The organism is Pseudomonas sp. X4 (assembly GCF_040784925.1).
Lineage (GTDB): Bacteria > Pseudomonadota > Gammaproteobacteria > Pseudomonadales > Pseudomonadaceae > Aquipseudomonas > Aquipseudomonas putida_Z.
The window spans coordinates 1,305,394-1,322,664 of the sequence record NZ_CP160798.1 but is presented as its reverse complement, the minus strand read 5'-3'; the positions used below and the strand labels follow the sequence as shown (position 1 = coordinate 1,322,664).

The 17,271-nt window shown below is 64.1% G+C and carries 14 protein-coding genes; 13 read left to right on the top strand and 1 reads right to left on the bottom strand.

The window, feature by feature from the left end; translation table 11 throughout:
• Positions 1–3: 3 nt before the first annotated feature.
• From murD to lpxC, 9 genes are all read left to right on the top strand, one after another.
• Entirely contained in the window at positions 4–1,350 is a 1,347-nt protein-coding gene (murD, locus tag ABX298_RS05735; RefSeq protein ID WP_039613069.1) for a UDP-N-acetylmuramoyl-L-alanine--D-glutamate ligase, read from the top strand.
• A complete protein-coding gene (ftsW, locus tag ABX298_RS05730; protein ID WP_170978874.1) occupies positions 1,350–2,561 on the top strand; it encodes a putative lipid II flippase FtsW in 1,212 nt (403 codons plus the stop codon). The genes murD and ftsW overlap by 1 nt, the downstream gene beginning before the upstream one ends.
• Positions 2,551–3,630, top strand: a complete 1,080-nt coding sequence (murG, locus tag ABX298_RS05725) for an undecaprenyldiphospho-muramoylpentapeptide beta-N-acetylglucosaminyltransferase (RefSeq protein WP_075046262.1) — start codon at positions 2,551–2,553, stop codon at positions 3,628–3,630. Before ftsW ends, murG begins: the two co-directional genes overlap by 11 nt.
• Positions 3,623–5,071: a UDP-N-acetylmuramate--L-alanine ligase gene (gene murC / locus ABX298_RS05720; protein WP_013974110.1), complete on the top strand. Its 1,449-nt coding sequence runs from the start codon at positions 3,623–3,625 to the stop codon at positions 5,069–5,071. The genes murG and murC overlap by 8 nt, the downstream gene beginning before the upstream one ends.
• Complete coding sequence (locus ABX298_RS05715) at positions 5,068–6,024, top strand: D-alanine--D-alanine ligase (protein ID WP_075046261.1); 957 nt, start codon at positions 5,068–5,070, stop codon at positions 6,022–6,024. Before murC ends, ABX298_RS05715 begins: the two co-directional genes overlap by 4 nt.
• Before the next feature lie 5 nt (positions 6,025–6,029).
• Positions 6,030–6,899 (top strand): cell division protein FtsQ/DivIB, encoded by an 870-nt coding sequence (locus ABX298_RS05710; RefSeq protein WP_025340544.1) that lies wholly within the window; start codon positions 6,030–6,032, stop codon positions 6,897–6,899.
• Between the two features lie 14 nt (positions 6,900–6,913).
• Positions 6,914–8,170 carry a cell division protein FtsA gene (gene ftsA / locus ABX298_RS05705; RefSeq protein WP_051098537.1) on the top strand — a complete coding sequence of 419 codons (1,257 nt, stop codon included), beginning with the start codon at positions 6,914–6,916 and terminating at the stop codon, positions 8,168–8,170.
• 55 nt (positions 8,171–8,225) lie between these two features.
• Positions 8,226–9,422, top strand: coding sequence for a cell division protein FtsZ (ftsZ, locus tag ABX298_RS05700; protein ID WP_003260772.1), 1,197 nt, complete (start codon positions 8,226–8,228; stop codon positions 9,420–9,422).
• Between the two features lie 112 nt (positions 9,423–9,534).
• Positions 9,535–10,446 carry a UDP-3-O-acyl-N-acetylglucosamine deacetylase gene (gene lpxC, locus ABX298_RS05695; RefSeq protein ID WP_003260771.1) on the top strand — a complete coding sequence of 304 codons (912 nt, stop codon included), beginning with the start codon at positions 9,535–9,537 and terminating at the stop codon, positions 10,444–10,446.
• Positions 10,447–10,493: 47 nt separating this feature from the next.
• Here lpxC and ABX298_RS05690 read toward each other — a convergent pair whose 3' ends face one another.
• Positions 10,494–10,949 carry a DUF721 domain-containing protein gene (locus tag ABX298_RS05690; protein WP_075046260.1) on the bottom strand — a complete coding sequence of 152 codons (456 nt, stop codon included), beginning with the start codon at positions 10,947–10,949 and terminating at the stop codon, positions 10,494–10,496.
• A 390-nt stretch (positions 10,950–11,339) separates the two neighbouring features.
• On the opposite strand from ABX298_RS05690, the gene secA reads away from it, so the two are divergent.
• From secA to ABX298_RS05670, 4 genes are all read left to right on the top strand, one after another.
• A complete protein-coding gene (gene secA / locus ABX298_RS05685) occupies positions 11,340–14,075 on the top strand; it encodes a preprotein translocase subunit SecA (protein ID WP_075046258.1) in 2,736 nt (911 codons plus the stop codon).
• Between the two features lie 173 nt (positions 14,076–14,248).
• Entirely contained in the window at positions 14,249–15,466 is a 1,218-nt protein-coding gene (gene argJ / locus ABX298_RS05680) for a bifunctional glutamate N-acetyltransferase/amino-acid acetyltransferase ArgJ (protein WP_023662147.1), read from the top strand.
• A 143-nt stretch (positions 15,467–15,609) separates the two neighbouring features.
• Positions 15,610–16,242, top strand: a complete 633-nt coding sequence (locus ABX298_RS05675) for a glutathione S-transferase family protein (protein WP_367394171.1) — start codon at positions 15,610–15,612, stop codon at positions 16,240–16,242.
• A complete protein-coding gene (locus ABX298_RS05670; RefSeq protein WP_025340540.1) occupies positions 16,239–17,183 on the top strand; it encodes a Nudix family hydrolase in 945 nt (314 codons plus the stop codon). Before ABX298_RS05675 ends, ABX298_RS05670 begins: the two co-directional genes overlap by 4 nt.
• Positions 17,184–17,271 lie beyond the last annotated feature (88 nt).

Genomic DNA, 17,271 nt, shown 5'->3' with positions numbered 1-17,271 from the left:
AGCGTGTCCCTGATCGCTTCCGACCAATTCCGCATCGTTGTCGGCCTCGGCAAGAGCGGCATGTCCCTGGTTCGCTTCCTGGCGAGCCGGGGCATTGCCTTTGCGGTCGCCGACACCCGCGAGCAACCGCCGGAACTGGACACCCTGCGCCGTGATTACCCGCAGGTGGAAGTGCGCTGTGGTGAACTGGACGTGGACTTCCTGTGCCGCGCCAACGAGCTGTACGTCAGCCCCGGCCTGGCCCTGGCCACCCCGGCCCTGCAGCAGGCGGCCGCGCGTGGCGTGAAGCTGTCCGGTGACATCGAACTGTTTGCCCGCCACGCCAAGGCCCCGATCATTGCCATCAGCGGCTCCAACGCCAAGAGCACCGTCACCACCCTGGTTGGCGAAATGGCCGCCAAGGCGGGCAAGCGCGTGGCGGTGGGCGGCAACCTCGGTACCCCGGCGCTGGACCTGCTGGCCGATGACGTCGAGCTGTACGTGCTGGAACTGTCCAGCTTCCAGCTGGAAACCACCGACCAGCTCAACGCCGAAGTGGCCACCGTGCTGAACATCAGCGAAGACCACATGGACCGCTACAGCGGCCTGCCGGCCTACCACCTGGCCAAACACCGGATCTTCCGTGGTGCCCGCCAGGTCGTGGTCAACCGCCAGGACGCCCTGAGCCGACCGCTGCCGGTGGAAGGCCGCCCATGCTGGACCTTCGGCCTGAACCAGCCGGACTTCAAGGCCTTCGGCCTGCGCGAAGTGGACGGCGAGAAATACCTGGCGTTCGAGTTCCAGGCGCTGATGCCGGCGCGTGAGCTGAAGATTCGCGGCGCCCACAACCAGAGCAACGCCCTGGCGGCACTGGCCCTGGGGCATGCTGCCGGCCTGCCGTTCGAACCGATGCTCGAGGCGCTGCGCGAGTTCGGCGGCCTGGCCCACCGTTGCCAGTGGGTGCGCGAGCGTAACGGCGTTAACTGGTACGACGATTCCAAGGCCACCAACGTCGGTGCTGCCCTGGCCGCCATCGAAGGCCTGGGTGCCGACATCGAAGGCAAGCTGGTGCTGATCGCCGGTGGCGATGGCAAGGGCGCCGACTTCGCCGCGCTGCGCGAGCCGGTCAAGCGCTTCTGCCGCGCCGTGGTACTGCTTGGCCGTGATGCCGAGCGCCTGGCCGAAGCTCTGGGCGATGGCGTGCAACTGGTCCGCGTCAAGACCCTCGACGACGCCGTGCAGCAATGCGCCGAACTGGCCCAGGCGGGTGATGCCGTGCTGCTGTCGCCGGCGTGCGCCAGCCTCGACATGTTCAAGAACTTCGAAGAACGCGGGCGCCTGTTCGCCCAGGCAGCGGGAGGCCTTGCATGATCTTCGGCATCCTCAAGCCCTATCCGTCGCCGCTGATCAGCGGCCGTGGCATCGACCTGGACTTCGCGATGCTCGCCGGCTGCCTGGCATTGCTGGGCCTGGGCCTGGTGATGATCACCTCGGCGTCCTCGGAAGTGGCTGCGGTGCAGTCGGGCAACCCGCTTTACCACATGTTCCGCCACCTGGTGTACGTGTTCCTCGGCCTGGTCGCCTGTGGCGCCACAATGCTGGTACCGATCGCCACCTGGCAGCGCATGGGCTTCCTGATGCTGCTGGGTGCCTTCGGCCTGCTGGTACTGGTGCTGGTGCCGGGTATCGGCCGCGAAGTGAACGGCTCCATGCGCTGGATCGGCTTCAGCTTCTTCAACGTGCAGCCTTCGGAAATCGCCAAGGTGTTCGTGGTCGTCTACCTGGCCGGCTACCTGGTGCGCCGGCAGACCGAGGTACGCGAAACCTGGATGGGCTTCTTCAAGCCGTTCATCGTGCTGCTGCCCATGGCTGCCCTGCTGCTGATGGAGCCGGACTTCGGTGCCACCGTGGTGATGATGGGCGCGGCGGCGGCCATGCTGTTCCTCGGCGGGGTGGGGCTGTTCCGCTTCAGCCTGATGGTGGTGTTGGCGGTGGTCGCGGTGTTCGTCCTGGTACAGGCGCAGCCTTACCGGATGGCGCGCCTGATTACCTTTACCGACCCGTGGTCCGACCAGTTCGGCTCGGGCTACCAGTTGACCCAGGCGCTGATTGCCTTCGGCCGTGGCGAGTGGCTGGGCGTTGGCCTGGGCAACAGCGTGCAGAAGCAGTTCTACCTGCCTGAAGCGCACACCGACTTCGTGTTCTCGGTACTGGCCGAAGAACTCGGGGTGGTCGGCTCGCTGCTGACTATCGCGCTGTTCGTATTCGTGACTGTACGTGCCCTGTATATCGGCCTGTGGGCGGAAAAAGCCAAGCAGTTCTTTGCCGCCTATGTTGCCTTCGGCCTGGCCTTCCTGTGGATCGGCCAGTTCCTGATCAACATCGGTGTGAACGTCGGCCTGCTGCCGACCAAGGGCCTGACCCTGCCGTTCCTCAGCTACGGGGGCAGTTCGCTGGTGATCTGCTGTGCCTGTGTGGGCCTGTTGCTGCGTATCGAGTGGGAAAGCCGCACGCACCTGGGCAGTGAGGAACACGAATTCAGCGAAAGCGATTTTGCCGAGGAGACCAATCATGGCCGCTGACGGCAAGAACGTACTGATCATGGCGGGCGGCACCGGGGGCCACGTGTTCCCGGCCCTGGCCTGCGCCCGTGAATTCCAGGCGCGCGGCTACAGCGTGCACTGGCTGGGCACCCCGCGCGGTATCGAGAACGAACTGGTGCCCCAGGCCGGCCTGCCGCTGCACCTGATCCAGGTCAGTGGCCTGCGCGGCAAGAGCAAGCTGTCGTTGCTCAAGGCACCGTTCACCTTGGTCAAGGCCGTGCTGCAGGCGCGGCGTATCGTGCGTGAGCTCAAGCCGGTATGCGTGGTCGGCTTCGGTGGCTATGTGACCGGCCCCGGCGGCGTGGCCGCACGCCTGTGCGGCGTACCGCTGGTGATCCACGAGCAGAACGCCCGCGCCGGTACCACCAACCGCCTGCTGCTGCCGCTGGCTGCACGTGTGTGCGAAGCCTTCCCGGCCACCTTCGCGGCCAGCGACAAACTGCGCACCACCGGCAACCCGGTACGCCCGGAACTGTTCATGGACGCCCTGCGCGCGCCCCTGGCCGAGCGCCGTGCGCGCCTGCTGGTGATGGGCGGCAGCCTGGGTGCGGAACCATTGAACAAATTGTTGCCTAAGGCCCTGTCCGAAGTGCCCGCCGCACTGCGGCCAGAGGTATTCCACCAGGCCGGCAAGCAACACGCGCCGGCCACCGCCGAGCGTTATCACGAGGCGGGTGTCGAGGCTCAGGTAGAGCCCTTCATCAAGGACATGGCCCAAGCCTATGGTTGGGCCGACATTGTGGTGTGCCGGGCCGGCGCCCTGACCGTCAGCGAGCTGGCGGCAGCGGGCCTGCCTTCGATGCTGGTGCCATTGCCCCACGCGATCGACGACCACCAGACCCACAACGCCCAATATCTGGCCCGGGAAGGCGCAGCCTTCCTGATGCCACAAGCGACAACTGGCGCAGCGCAGCTCGCTGAACGCCTGAACGAGGTGCTGATGCAACCCGAGAAACTCAATGTCATGGCAGGCACCGCACGGCGCCTGGCCAAACCTGCCGCAACCAGCACCGTGGTCGATATCTGCCTGGAGGTGGCCCATGGTTGAGAGCCAGAAAGCCATGCCCCAGCCGAAGATGGGCCGTATCCGCCGTATCCACTTCGTCGGTATCGGCGGCGTGGGCATGTGCGGCATTGCCGAAGTGTTGCTGAACCTGGGCTATGAAGTGTCCGGTTCCGACCTGAAGGCCTCGCCGGTTACCGAACGCCTGGAATCGTTCGGCGCCGAGATCTTCGTCGGCCACCGCGCCGAGAACGCCGCCACCGCCGATGTGCTGGTGGTCTCCAGCGCCATCAACCCGGCCAACCCGGAAGTCGCCACCGCCCTCGAGCGGCGCATTCCGGTGGTGCCGCGTGCCGAGATGCTCGCCGAGCTGATGCGCTATCGCCATGGCGTGGCCGTTGCCGGCACCCACGGCAAGACCACCACTACCAGCCTGCTGGCCTCGGTGTTCGCCGCTGGCGGCCTGGACCCGACCTTCGTCATCGGTGGCCGCCTGACTGCGGCCGGCACCAATGCCCAGCTGGGTACCAGCCGCTACCTGATCGCCGAAGCGGACGAGAGCGATGCCAGCTTCCTGCACCTGCAGCCGATGGTAGCCGTGGTCACCAACATCGACGCCGACCACATGGCGACCTACGAAGGTGACTTCAACAAACTGAAGAAAACCTTCGTCGAGTTCCTGCACAACCTGCCGTTCTACGGCCTGGCCGTGATGTGCCTGGACGACCCGGTAGTGCGCGAGATCCTGCCACAGGTCAAGCGCCCGACCGTGACCTATGGCTTCAGCGACGAGGCCGACATCCGCGCCATCAATGTGCGCCAGATGGGCATGCAGACCCACTTCACCGTGCTGCGCCGCGACCGCGAGCCGCTGGAGGTGTCGGTGAACATGCCCGGCAACCACAACGTGCTCAACGCCTTGGCCACCATCGCCATCGCCACCGACGAAGGCATCACCGACGAAGCCATCGTCCAGGGCCTGTCCGGCTTCCAGGGCGTCGGCCGCCGCTTCCAGGTGTACGGCGAACTGCCGGTCGAAGGCGGCAGCGTGATGCTGGTCGACGACTACGGCCACCACCCGACCGAAGTGGCTGCGGTGATCCAGGCCGTGCGCGGCGGTTGGCCAAGCCGTCGCCTGGTGATCGTCTACCAGCCGCACCGCTACAGCCGTACCCGCGACCTGTACGACGATTTCGTCCAGGTGCTGGGCGATGCCAACGTGCTGCTGCTGATGGAGGTCTACCCGGCCGGCGAAGAGCCGATCCCCGGCGCCGACAGCCGCCAGCTGTGCCACAGCATCCGCCAGCGCGGCAAGCTGGACCCGATCTACATCGAGCGTGGCGTCGACCTGGCGCCGCTGGTCAAGCCACTGCTGCGCGCTGGCGACATCCTGATCTGCCAGGGTGCCGGTGATGTCGGCGGCCTGGCCCCTCAATTGATGAAAAGCCCGCTGTTCGCTGGCGCCAAGCAGGAGAAGTCGAAATGACCAGCGCCTACGACAAACTGCACTCGACCCTGGACGTCAAGGCGTTCGGCCGCGTCGCGGTGCTGTACGGCGGCAAGAGCGCCGAGCGCGAAGTGTCGCTCAAGTCCGGTGCCGCAGTGATCGACGCGCTGACCACCGCCGGTGTCGACGTTGTCGCCATCGACGTGGGTGACGACCTGCTCGACCGCCTGCAAAGCGAGAAGATCGACCGCGCCTTCATCATCCTCCACGGTCGTGGCGGTGAAGACGGCAGCATGCAAGGCCTGCTCGAGTGCCTGGGCATCCCCTACACCGGCAGTGGCATCCTTGCCTCGGCACTGGCCATGGACAAGCTGCGCACCAAGCAGGTGTGGCAGAGCCTGGGTATTCCGACCCCGCGCCACGCAGTGCTGGCGAGCGAAAGCGATTGTTTGCAGGCCAGTACGGAACTGGGCTTCCCGCTTATCGTCAAACCCGCCCATGAAGGTTCCAGCATCGGCATGGCCAAGGTGAACAGCGCCCAGGAACTGGTCGCCGCCTGGCAGGATGCCGCCCGATACGACTCCCAGGTACTGGTGGAGCAGTGGATCCACGGGCCGGAGTACACCGTCGCGGTATTGCGCGGCCAGGTGCTGCCGCCGATCGCCCTGGGTACGCCGCACGTGTTCTACGACTACGACGCCAAGTACATCGCCAACGATACCCAGTACCGCATTCCGTGCGGCCTGGACAGCGTCAAGGAACAGGAACTGATCGACCTGACCGCGCGTGCCTGCGATGCCATCGGCATCGAAGGCTGGGGGCGGCTGGACGTGATGCAGGACGAGCAGGGCCGGTTCTGGCTGCTCGAAGTCAACACCGCACCCGGCATGACCGACCATAGCCTGGTGCCCATGGCGGCCCGCGCGGCCGGCCTGGACTTCCAGCAACTGGTGCTGGCGATCCTGGCCGAAAGCGTGGCGACGCGAGGTTAACAACCATGCAAGGCGCGATGATACGTCAGCAGCAACCCGTTACCGGCCGTAGCAAGCCGGTGCCGCGTGGTGCCAGCCGGCTGGTGGCCGACGAGCCCGTATCGGCGCGCCTGCCGCGGCCAAGCCTGGGTGGTCTCAAGCGCCTGCTGTGGCCGGTGCTGCTGGTGGCGGCCGGTTTTGGCGCCTACGAGGGCGCCATTCGCCTGATGCCGTACGCCGACCGGCCGATCACCAAGATCGACGTGCAGGGCGACCTCAGCTACATCAGCCAGCAGTCGGTGCAGCAGCGTATCGCGCCCTACGTGGCAGCGAGCTTCTTCAGTGTCGACCTGCCGGCGATGCGCGCAGAGCTCGAGCAGATGCCGTGGATCGCCCACGCCGAAGTGCGCCGGGTGTGGCCCGACGAGGTGGTGATCCGCCTGGAAGAACAGTTGCCGGTGGCGCGCTGGGGTGACGAAGCCTTGCTCAACAACCAGGGCCAGGCCTTCACCCCGCGCGAACTGGCCAACTACGAGCACCTGCCGCAGCTGGCCGGGCCGCAGCGTGCTCAGCAACAAGTGATGCAGCAGTATCAGGTATTGAGCCAGATGCTGCGCCCGCTGGGCTTTTCCATCGCTCGCCTGGAGCTGCGCGAGCGAGGCAGCTGGTTCCTGACCACGGGCGCGAGCAGCGCCGGGCCGGGCATCGAGCTGCTGCTGGGGCGCGACCATCTGGTGGAGAAGATGCGCCGTTTCATTGCCATTTACGACAAGACACTCAAAGACCAGATCAGCACTATCGCCCGCATTGATCTGCGTTACTCCAACGGACTTGCCGTTGGTTGGCGGGAACCGATTGCACCGACGACGGCCCAACCCGCCGTTGCGAAGAATTAGAGAGAGGCAGGACCATGGCAAACGCGCATAGCGGCAAAATGATCGTCGGGCTGGACATCGGCACCTCCAAGGTGGTGGCGCTGGTGGGGGAAGTGGGCGAGGACGGCACCCTGGAAATCGTCGGGATCGGTACCCATCCGTCCCGCGGCCTGAAAAAAGGCGTGGTGGTGAACATCGAGTCCACCGTGCAGTCGATCCAGCGCGCCGTGGAAGAAGCGCAGCTGATGGCCGGCTGCCGCATCCACTCGGCCTTTGTCGGCGTGGCCGGCAACCACATCCGCAGCCTGAACTCCCACGGCATCGTCGCCATCCGCGACCGCGAGGTCAGCCTGGCCGACCTGGAGCGCGTACTCGACGCCGCCCAGGCCGTCGCCATCCCGGCTGACCAGCGCGTGCTGCACACCCTGCCGCAGGACTACGTGATCGACAACCAGGAAGGCGTGCGCGAGCCGCTGGGCATGTCAGGCGTACGTCTGGAAGCCAAGGTCCACGTGGTCACCTGCGCGGTCAACGCGGCGCAGAACATCGAAAAATGCGTACGCCGCTGCGGCCTGGAAATCGACGACATCATCCTCGAGCAGCTGGCCTCGGCCTACTCGGTGCTGACCGACGATGAAAAAGAGCTGGGCGTGTGCCTGGTGGACATCGGTGGTGGCACCACCGACATCGCCATCTTCACCGAGGGCGCGATCCGTCACACCGCGGTGATCCCGATTGCCGGCGACCAGGTGACCAACGACATCGCCATGGCCCTGCGTACCCCGACCCAGTACGCCGAAGAAATCAAGATCCGCTACGCCTGCGCCCTGGCCAAACTGGCTGGCGCCGGCGAGACCATCAAGGTGCCAAGCGTGGGTGATCGCCCACCGCGCGAGCTGTCGCGCCAGGCCCTGGCCGAGGTGGTGGAGCCACGTTACGACGAGCTCTTCACCCTGATTCAGGCCGAACTGCGCCGCAGCGGCTACGAGGACCTGGTGCCGGCCGGCATCGTCCTCACCGGCGGCACCGCCAAGATGGAAGGCGCCGTGGAACTGGCCGAGGAAATCTTCCACATGCCGGTACGCCTGGGCGTGCCGCACAGCGTTCGGGGGCTCAGCGACGTGGTTCGCAACCCGATCTATTCCACCGGCGTGGGCTTGCTCACCTACGGCCTGCAGAAGCAGACCGAAGACCTGCCCCTGACCGGTAACAGCAGCAGCAACAGCTATGGCGATGAACCGAAGGCTCCAGTGCTTGAACGCTTCAAGCGCTGGGTCCAGGGCAATTTCTAAGTTTCAAAGCAGTAGTGGTAGGCGCGACAACTAGAGAACTGTAAGGAGAGGGAAAATGTTCGAGCTCGTAGACAACGTCCCGCAAAGCCCGGTCATCAAAGTGATCGGTGTTGGCGGTGGTGGCGGCAACGCCGTCAACCACATGGTCAAGAGCAGCATCGAAGGCGTGGAATTCATCTGCGCCAACACCGATGCCCAGGCGCTGAAGAACATCGGCGCGCGCACCATCCTGCAATTGGGCACTGGCGTGACCAAGGGCCTGGGTGCCGGTGCCAATCCGGAAGTCGGCCGCCAGGCCGCGCTGGAAGACCGTGAGCGCATCGCTGAAGTGCTGCAGGGCACCAACATGGTGTTCATCACCACTGGCATGGGTGGCGGTACCGGTACCGGTGCAGCGCCGATCATCGCCGAAGTGGCCAAGGAAATGGGCATTCTCACCGTTGCCGTGGTGACCCGTCCGTTCCCGTTCGAAGGCCGCAAGCGCATGCAGATCGCCGATGAAGGCATCCGCATGCTGGCCGAAAGCGTCGACTCGTTGATCACCATCCCCAACGAGAAGCTGCTGACCATCCTGGGCAAGGATGCCAGCCTGCTGTCCGCCTTCGCCAAGGCCGACGACGTACTGGCCGGTGCCGTGCGCGGTATCTCCGATATCATCAAGCGCCCGGGCATGATCAACGTCGACTTCGCCGACGTGCGTACCGTGATGGGTGAAATGGGCATGGCCATGATGGGTACTGGCTGCGCCAGCGGCCCGAACCGTGCGCGTGAAGCCACCGAGGCAGCGATCCGCAACCCGCTGCTGGAAGACGTCAACCTGCAGGGCGCCCGCGGCATCCTGGTGAACATCACCGCAGGCCCTGACCTGTCGCTGGGCGAGTACTCCGACGTGGGTAGCATCATCGAAGCCTTCGCCTCCGACCACGCCATGGTCAAGGTCGGCACCGTGATCGACCCGGACATGCGCGACGAACTGCACGTGACCGTAGTGGCCACCGGCCTGGGCGCGCGCATCGAGAAGCCTGTGAAGGTGGTCGACAACACCCTGCAGACTGCCCAGCAGGTGTACGAGGCTTCCAACCCGGCGCCGGTTCGCCAGGAGCAGCCTGCGGTCAACTACCGTGACCTGGAGCGCCCGACCGTAATGCGCAACCAGGCCCATGCAGGTGCTGCTGCAGCCGCTAAACTGAACCCTCAGGATGACCTGGACTACCTCGATATCCCGGCATTCCTGCGTCGTCAGGCTGATTAATGGAATTTATCAGGGGTATAAAGGTGATTGGTATTCATCAAAGGTTGGGTCTGTTATCATCCCCAGCCTTTGTTGATACCTGTTCGCAATTTGCGCTGAAGCGGCCAATGCCATGATTAAACAACGCACCCTGAAGAATACCATCCGTGCCACAGGTGTCGGTCTGCACTCCGGGGAGAAGGTTTACCTGACCCTCAAGCCTGCACCTGTTGACACCGGCATCGTCTTCCGCCGCGCCGACCTCGACCCTGTGGTCGAAATCCCGGCGCGCGCGGCCAACGTCGGCGAGACAACCATGTCGACGACGCTGGTCAACGGTGACGTCAAGGTCGATACGGTCGAGCACCTGCTCTCCGCCATGGCGGGCCTGGGCATCGATAACGCCTACGTCGAGCTCTCCGCCTCGGAAGTGCCGATCATGGATGGCAGCGCCGGACCCTTTGTATTTCTGATTCAGTCTGCCGGCCTGGAAGAACAGGACGCAGCCAAGAAGTTCATCCGCATCCTGCGTGAGGTAACCGTGGAAGAGGGCGACAAGCGCGCCACTTTCCTGCCTTTCGACGGTTTCAAGGTGAGCTTCGAGATCGACTTCGATCATCCGGTCCTCAAGGGCCAGACCCAGAGTGCGGTCGTCGACTTCTCCAGCACCTCGTTCGTGAAGGAAGTCAGCCGCGCCCGTACCTTCGGTTTCATGCGTGACATCGAGTACCTGCGCAAGCACAACCTTGCGCTGGGTGGCAGTGTCGAGAACGCCATCGTGGTCGACGAGACCGGTGTGCTCAACGAAGACGGCCTTCGTTCCGATGACGAATTCGTCAAGCACAAGATACTCGACGCCATTGGCGACCTTTATCTGCTGGGCAACAGCCTGATCGGCGAGTTCAAGGGCTACAAGTCCGGCCACGCGCTGAACAACCAGCTGTTGCGCAAGCTGATTGCCGAAACCGATGCCTGGGAAGTGGTCACCTTCGAAGATGCCAGCACGGCACCGATCTCGTACATGCGCCCTGTTGCGGCCGTGTAAGTTCGAACACTCTCTAGTTCATTAAGGCCACCTTCGGGTGGCCTTTTTTATGGCTTGTCCTGGGCGTGGGCGGCCAATCGTTCCAGTGCTGCGCGCAGCTTGGGGTCAGTGATGCCCTCGGCGGTATCGCGCAGGCTCTCGGCTGCGTTATTGGAAAGTTCCGCAGCATGGCCACCACGCTTGGCTGGCACCAGCGGGGGCTGGACCTTGTACAGGATGCGCCTGAGGTTGGCGAACGCCTCCATGGCCTGTAATGCCGACATCAGGCGTTTCTGCTGATAGCGCAGGCGGGTTGCCCAGTGGCCGTCGGTTACCACCAGCAACAATGTGCCATCGCGCCACGACGCCACATGGCAGTGCTCGCGGGCGGCTGGTTGCAGCTGGCTTTCCAGCAGGCGCTGCAGGTGCTCCAGGCGTTCGGCCTGGTTCAGCAGCAGGCGCAGCGGGCGGACCTGGCGGAGCAGGGCCGAGGGCGGCTGGGCGGGGGAGGGTTTGTAGGCCATGGGGGTACGCATGAGGTTACATGGTCCGCAGTCTAACATCTCTATAGCCTGCACTGGCCTCTTCGCGGGTGAACCCGCTCCCACAGGTAAGGCACTGCCCTTGATGTGTAGGTGATCCTGTGGGAGCGGGTTTACCCGCGAAGAGGCCGGCACAGATAACAAAAGACAAGACTCATTCTCGATACGTTTCATCTTCCCGAACCTTGAACTCAGGGAAAATGCCCCTATCTAAAACAAGCCCCCGCCAAAACGCTGTACAAGCATCGTGGAAATCCACCACTTTCCTCACCATCGTTTCCGGGTAGAATGCTCGTTCGCATGCGGCCTCAGGGCTGCACGGGCGACTCATGGGGCCGCCCTCCATCCCTACGTGTGGAAGATCCTGCCGATATGTTTGCGCCTTTGTTAAAGAAACTTTTTGGAAGCAAGAACGAGCGTGAAGTCAAACGCATGCTCAAGACGGTGAACATCGTCAATGCTCTCGAAGAGAAGATGGTGGCCCTCTCCGACGAGCAACTGCGGGGCAAGACCGCAGAGTTCAAGGAGCGCCTGGCCAAAGGCGAGACACTGGACCAGTTGCTGCCTGAAGCCTTCGCCGTGGCCCGTGAGGCCGGCAAGCGCGTGATGGGCATGCGCCACTTCGACGTGCAGCTGATCGGCGGCATGACCCTGCACGAGGGCATGATCGCAGAAATGCGTACCGGTGAAGGCAAGACCTTGGTCGGTACCCTGGCCGTGTACCTCAACGCATTGTCCGGCAAGGGCGTGCACGTGGTCACCGTCAACGACTACCTGGCCCGCCGCGACGCCAACTGGATGCGCCCGCTGTACGAGTTCCTCGGCCTGTCGGTCGGCATCGTCTCGGCCTTCCAGCCGCCGGAAGAAAAGCGCGCCGCCTACGCGTCCGACATCACCTACGGCACCAACAACGAATTCGGTTTCGACTACCTGCGCGACAACATGGCGTTCAGCCAGGACGAGAAGTTCCAGCGTGAACTGAACTTCGCCGTGATCGACGAAGTCGACTCCATCCTCATCGACGAAGCGCGTACCCCGCTGATCATCTCCGGTCAGGCCGAGGACAGCTCCAAGCTGTACATCGAGATCAACCGTCTGATCCCGCGCCTTACCCAGCACATCGAAGAGGTCGAAGGCCAGGTCACCCAGGAAGGCCACTTCACCATCGACGAGAAGAGCCGTCAGGTCGAGCTGAACGAAGCCGGTCACCAATTCATCGAAGAGATGCTCACCCAGTCCGGCCTGCTGGCCGAGGGCGAGAGCCTGTACTCGGCGCATAACCTGAGCCTGCTGACCCACGTCTACGCCGGCCTGCGCGCGCACAAGCTGTTCCACCGCAACATCGAATACATCGTCCAGGACGGCCAGGTCCTGCTGATCGACGAGCACACCGGCCGTACCATGCCGGGCCGTCGTCTGTCCGAAGGCCTGCACCAGGCCATCGAAGCCAAAGAGAACCTGAACATTCAGGCCGAGAGCCAGACCCTGGCTTCGACCACCTTCCAGAACTACTTCCGCCTGTACACCAAGCTGTCCGGCATGACCGGTACCGCCGACACCGAAGCGTTCGAGTTCCAGTCGATCTACGGGCTCAACGTGATGGTCATTCCGCCGAACAAGCCGTTGGCGCGTAAAGACTTCAACGACCTGGTGTACCTGACCGCCGACGAGAAATACGCCGCGATCATCGCCGACATCAAGGAAAGCATGAAGCAGGGCCGCCCGGTGCTGGTGGGTACTGCGACCATCGAAACCTCCGAGCACATGTCCAACCTCCTGAAGAAGGAAGGTATCGACCACAAGGTGCTCAACGCCAAGTACCACGAGAAGGAAGCCGAGATCATCGCGCAAGCCGGTGCGCCAGGTGCCCTGACCATCGCCACCAACATGGCCGGCCGTGGTACCGACATCCTGCTGGGCGGTAACTGGGAAGCCGAAGTGGCTGCCCTGGAAAACCCGACCGCCGAGCAGATCGCCCAGATCAAGGCCGACTGGCAGAAGCGTCACCAGCAGGTGATCGAGACGGGTGGCCTGCACGTGATCGCTTCCGAGCGCCACGAATCGCGCCGTATCGACAACCAGCTGCGTGGCCGTTCCGGCCGTCAGGGCGACCCGGGCTCCAGCCGCTTCTACCTGTCGCTGGAAGACAGCCTGATGCGTATCTTCGCCTCTGACCGGGTGAAGAACTTCATGAAGGCGCTGGGCATGCAGTCCGGCGAGGCCATCGAGCACCGCATGGTCACCAACGCCATCGAGAAGGCCCAGCGCAAGGTCGAAGGCCGCAACTTCGACATCCGCAAGCAGTTGCTGGAATACGACGACGTGGCCAACGAGCAGCGCAAGGTGATCTACCACATGCGCAACAGCCTGCTGGCCGCCGAGAACATTGGCGACACCATCGTCGAATTCCGCAAGGAAGTACTGGACGCTACCATCAGCCAGCACATTCCGCCGCAGTCGCTGCCAGAGCAGTGGGACGTGGCCGGTCTGGAAGCTTCGCTTGCAAGCGATTTCGCCATGAAGCTGCCGATCCAGCAGTGGCTCGACGAGGACGATCACCTCTACGAAGAGACCCTGCGCGAGAAGCTGCTGAACGAAATCACCACCGCGTACACCGAGAAGGAAGACCAGGCCGGTATCGAAGCCCTGCGTACCTTCGAGAAGCAGATCCTGCTGCGCGTGCTGGATGACCTGTGGAAAGACCACCTGTCGACCATGGACCACCTGCGTCACGGTATCCACCTGCGTGGTTATGCGCAGAAGAACCCGAAGCAGGAGTACAAGCGCGAATCCTTCAGCCTGTTCCAGGAGCTGCTCGAGTCGATCAAGCGCGACACCATCCGTGTGCTGTCGCACGTTCAGGTACGCCGCGAAGACCCGGTCGAAGAGGAGGCCCGCCTGCGCCGCGAGGCCGAGGAACTGGCCAGCCGCATGCAGTTCCAGCATGCCGCTGCCCCGGGCTTGGAAAGCGAGCAACTGAACGAGGAGGGCGCCGAAGTGGCCGTTGCCTCGGCACCGGTGCGCAACGAGCAGAAGCTGGGCCGCAACGAGCCGTGCTGGTGTGGTTCGGGCAAGAAGTTCAAGCATTGCCACGGGCAGATCGAGTGATCTGACCTGAATTGGGGCCGCGGTGCGGCCCTATCGCGACACAAGGCCGCTCCCACAGGGATAGCGCACAGCCGCAACGCTGCGCCGTCCTATGTGGGAGCGGCCTTGTGTCGCGATGGGGCGCGAAGCGGCCCCGTTTTTCGATATCAACCGTATTTTCTAGGAGCGCTCTAATGGCTGTTGGTCTTGGTCCTTTGCCCACCCTGCACCCGGTTCCGGGTTTTGAACTCGGCATCGCTTCTGCCGGCATCAAGCGCCCGGGGCGCAAGGATGTGGTGGTCATGCGCTGCGCCGAAGGCTCCAGCGTGGCTGGCGTGTTCACCCTCAACGCCTTCTGCGCAGCGCCGGTGATCCTGTCCAAGCAGCGTGTGCAGGGCACCGTGCGCTACCTGCTGACCAACACCGGTAACGCCAACGCCGGCACCGGCGCGCCAGGCCTGGCCGCCGCCGAGCGCACCTGCGCCAAGCTGGCCGAACTGGCTGGCGTACCGGCCGAATCGGTACTGCCGTTCTCCACCGGCGTAATCGGCGAGCCGCTGCCGGTCGAGAAGATCGAAGGCGCGCTGCAGGCCGCCCTCGACAACCTGTCGGAAAACCACTGGGCCGAAGCCGCCACCGGCATCATGACTACCGACACCCTGCCCAAGGGTGCCAGCCGCCAGTTCCAGCACGATGGCGTGACCGTTACCGTCACCGGCATCAGCAAAGGTGCAGGCATGATTCGCCCGAACATGGCTACCATGCTCGGCTACATCGCCACCGACGCCAAGGTTGCCCCAGCGGTACTCAAGGACCTGATGCTGGACGGCGCCAACAAGTCGTTCAACCGCATCACCATCGATGGCGACACCTCGACCAACGACTGCTGCATGCTGATCGCCACCGGCAAGGCCAACCTGCCGGAAGTCACCGAAGCCAGCGGCGCATTGTTCGAAGCGCTGAAGAAGGCGGTGTTCGAAGTGTGCATGGAAGTGGCCCAGGCCATCGTCCGTGACGGCGAAGGCGCCACCAAGTTCGTTACCGTGCAGGTCAACGGCGGTGGCAACCACCAGGAGTGCCTGGACGTCGGCTACGCCGTGGCCCACTCGCCGCTGATCAAGACAGCGCTGTTCGCTTCCGACCCCAACTGGGGCCGTATCCTCGCCGCCGTTGGCCGTGCCGGTGTACCGGAGCTGGATGTGAGCCTGATCGATGTGTACCTGGACAGCGTGTGCATTGCCAGCAAAGGCGGCCGCAGCCCGAGCTACACCGAAGACCAGGGTGCCAAGGTAATGGCCCAGGAAGAGATCACCATCCGTATCGAACTGGGCCGTGGCCAGTGCAGCGAAACCATCTGGACCACCGACCTGTCCCACGAGTACGTGAAGATCAACGCCGAGTACCGTACCTGATGTAATTGGGGCCGCGTTGCGGCCCATCGCGACACAAGGCCGCTCCCACAAGGACCTGCGTACACCGCCCCATGTGGGAGCGGCCTTGTGTCGCGAAAGGGCTGCAGAGCAGCCCCAAAATTCCCAAACGATGGAGCCGAACCATGAGCTATCACCTGATCATCGGCGACAAGCTGTATTCCTCCTGGTCGCTGCGTGGCGCCCTGGCCCTCGAGCTGGCTGGCGTGCCTTACGAAGAAACACTGATCAAACTCAACCAGCCTGACACCCGTCAGCGCATCCTCGCCTTCTCTGCCACCGGCAAGGTACCGCTGCTCAAGACCGAGCACGGTGTGATCGCCGACTCGCTGGCCATTGCCGAATACCTCAACGAACGCCACCCCGACGCCCAGCTGTGGCCTGCCGACGTGGCGGCCCGGGCCCAGGCCCGTTCGGCCTGCGCGCAGATGCACAGCGGCTTCTTCGCCCTGCGCGGTGCCATGCCGTTCGACCTGTCGCGCGACCAGGCGCTGGACAGCGTGCCGCTGGAGGTTCAAATCGATATCCACCGTATCGTTGCACTGTGGTCCGAATGCCGCCTGGTGGCCAAGGACAGCGGCCCGTTCCTGTTCGGCAAGCCGAGCCTGGCCGATGCCTTCTTCGCCCCGGTGGCCGTGCGCCTGCGCACCTACCGCGTGGAAGTGCCTGCGGAGGCGGCGGCCTATATCGAAACCATTTACCAGTGGCCGGCCTTCCAGGCCTGGCAGCAGGCTGGCCTGGCGGAGCGTGAAGGGTGAAACGGATTCATGTTGTAGCCGCTGTCATTCGTGGTACTGACGGCCGCATTCTGATCGCCCGGCGTGCCGATACCCAGCACCAGGGCGGCCTGTGGGAATTCCCGGGCGGCAAGGTGGAAGAGGGTGAGGGCGTCGAGGCGGCGCTGGCCCGCGAGCTGCGCGAGGAGCTGGGCATCGAGGTAAGCCGTTCGCGCGCACTGATCAAGGTCAGCCACGACTACCCGGACAAGCAGGTGCTGCTGGACGTGCGCGAAGTCGAGGCGTTCACCGGCGAGCCGCATGGCGCCGAGGGCCAGCCGCTGGAATGGGTTGCCCCACGTGATTTGCCCCAGTACGAATTCCCCGAGGCCAATAAACCGATCGTTGCGGCCGCGCGCCTGCCGGACCAGTACCTGATCACCCCCGATGGCCTGGAAGTGCCGCAGATGCTCAAGGGCATCCAGAAGGCGGTGGCCAGCGGCATTCGCCTGATCCAGTTGCGTGCCCCGGACATGTACGACCCCAAGTACCGCGATGTGGCGGTGGATGCGGTCGGCCTGTGCGCAGGCAAGGCGCAGCTGATGCTCAAGGGGCCGCTGGAGTGGCTGGGTGACTTCCCAGCCGCGGGTTGGCACCTGACGGCTGCACAACTGCGCAAGTATGCCGCCAATGGCCGGCCGTTCCCCAAGGAGCGCTGGCTGGCGGCGTCCTGCCACAGTGCCGAAGAGCTGGCGCTTGCGGAGCAGATGGGCGTGGACTTCGTCACCTTGTCGCCGGTGCAGGCAACCCTGACACACCCTGAGGCGGTGCCGCTGGGGTGGGACGAGGCACAGCGGTTGATTGCCGGGTTCAACAAGCCGGTCTACCTGCTGGGTGGGGTAGGGCCGGGTGAGCGTGAGCAGGCCTGGGAAGCGGGGGCACAGGGTGTGGCCGGGATCCGGGCGTTCTGGCCTGAGATCTGAGTCGCCTGTAATTGGGGCCGCTTTGCGGCCCATCGCGACACAAGGCCGCTCCCACAAGGATCTGCGTACACCGCCCCATGTGGGAGCG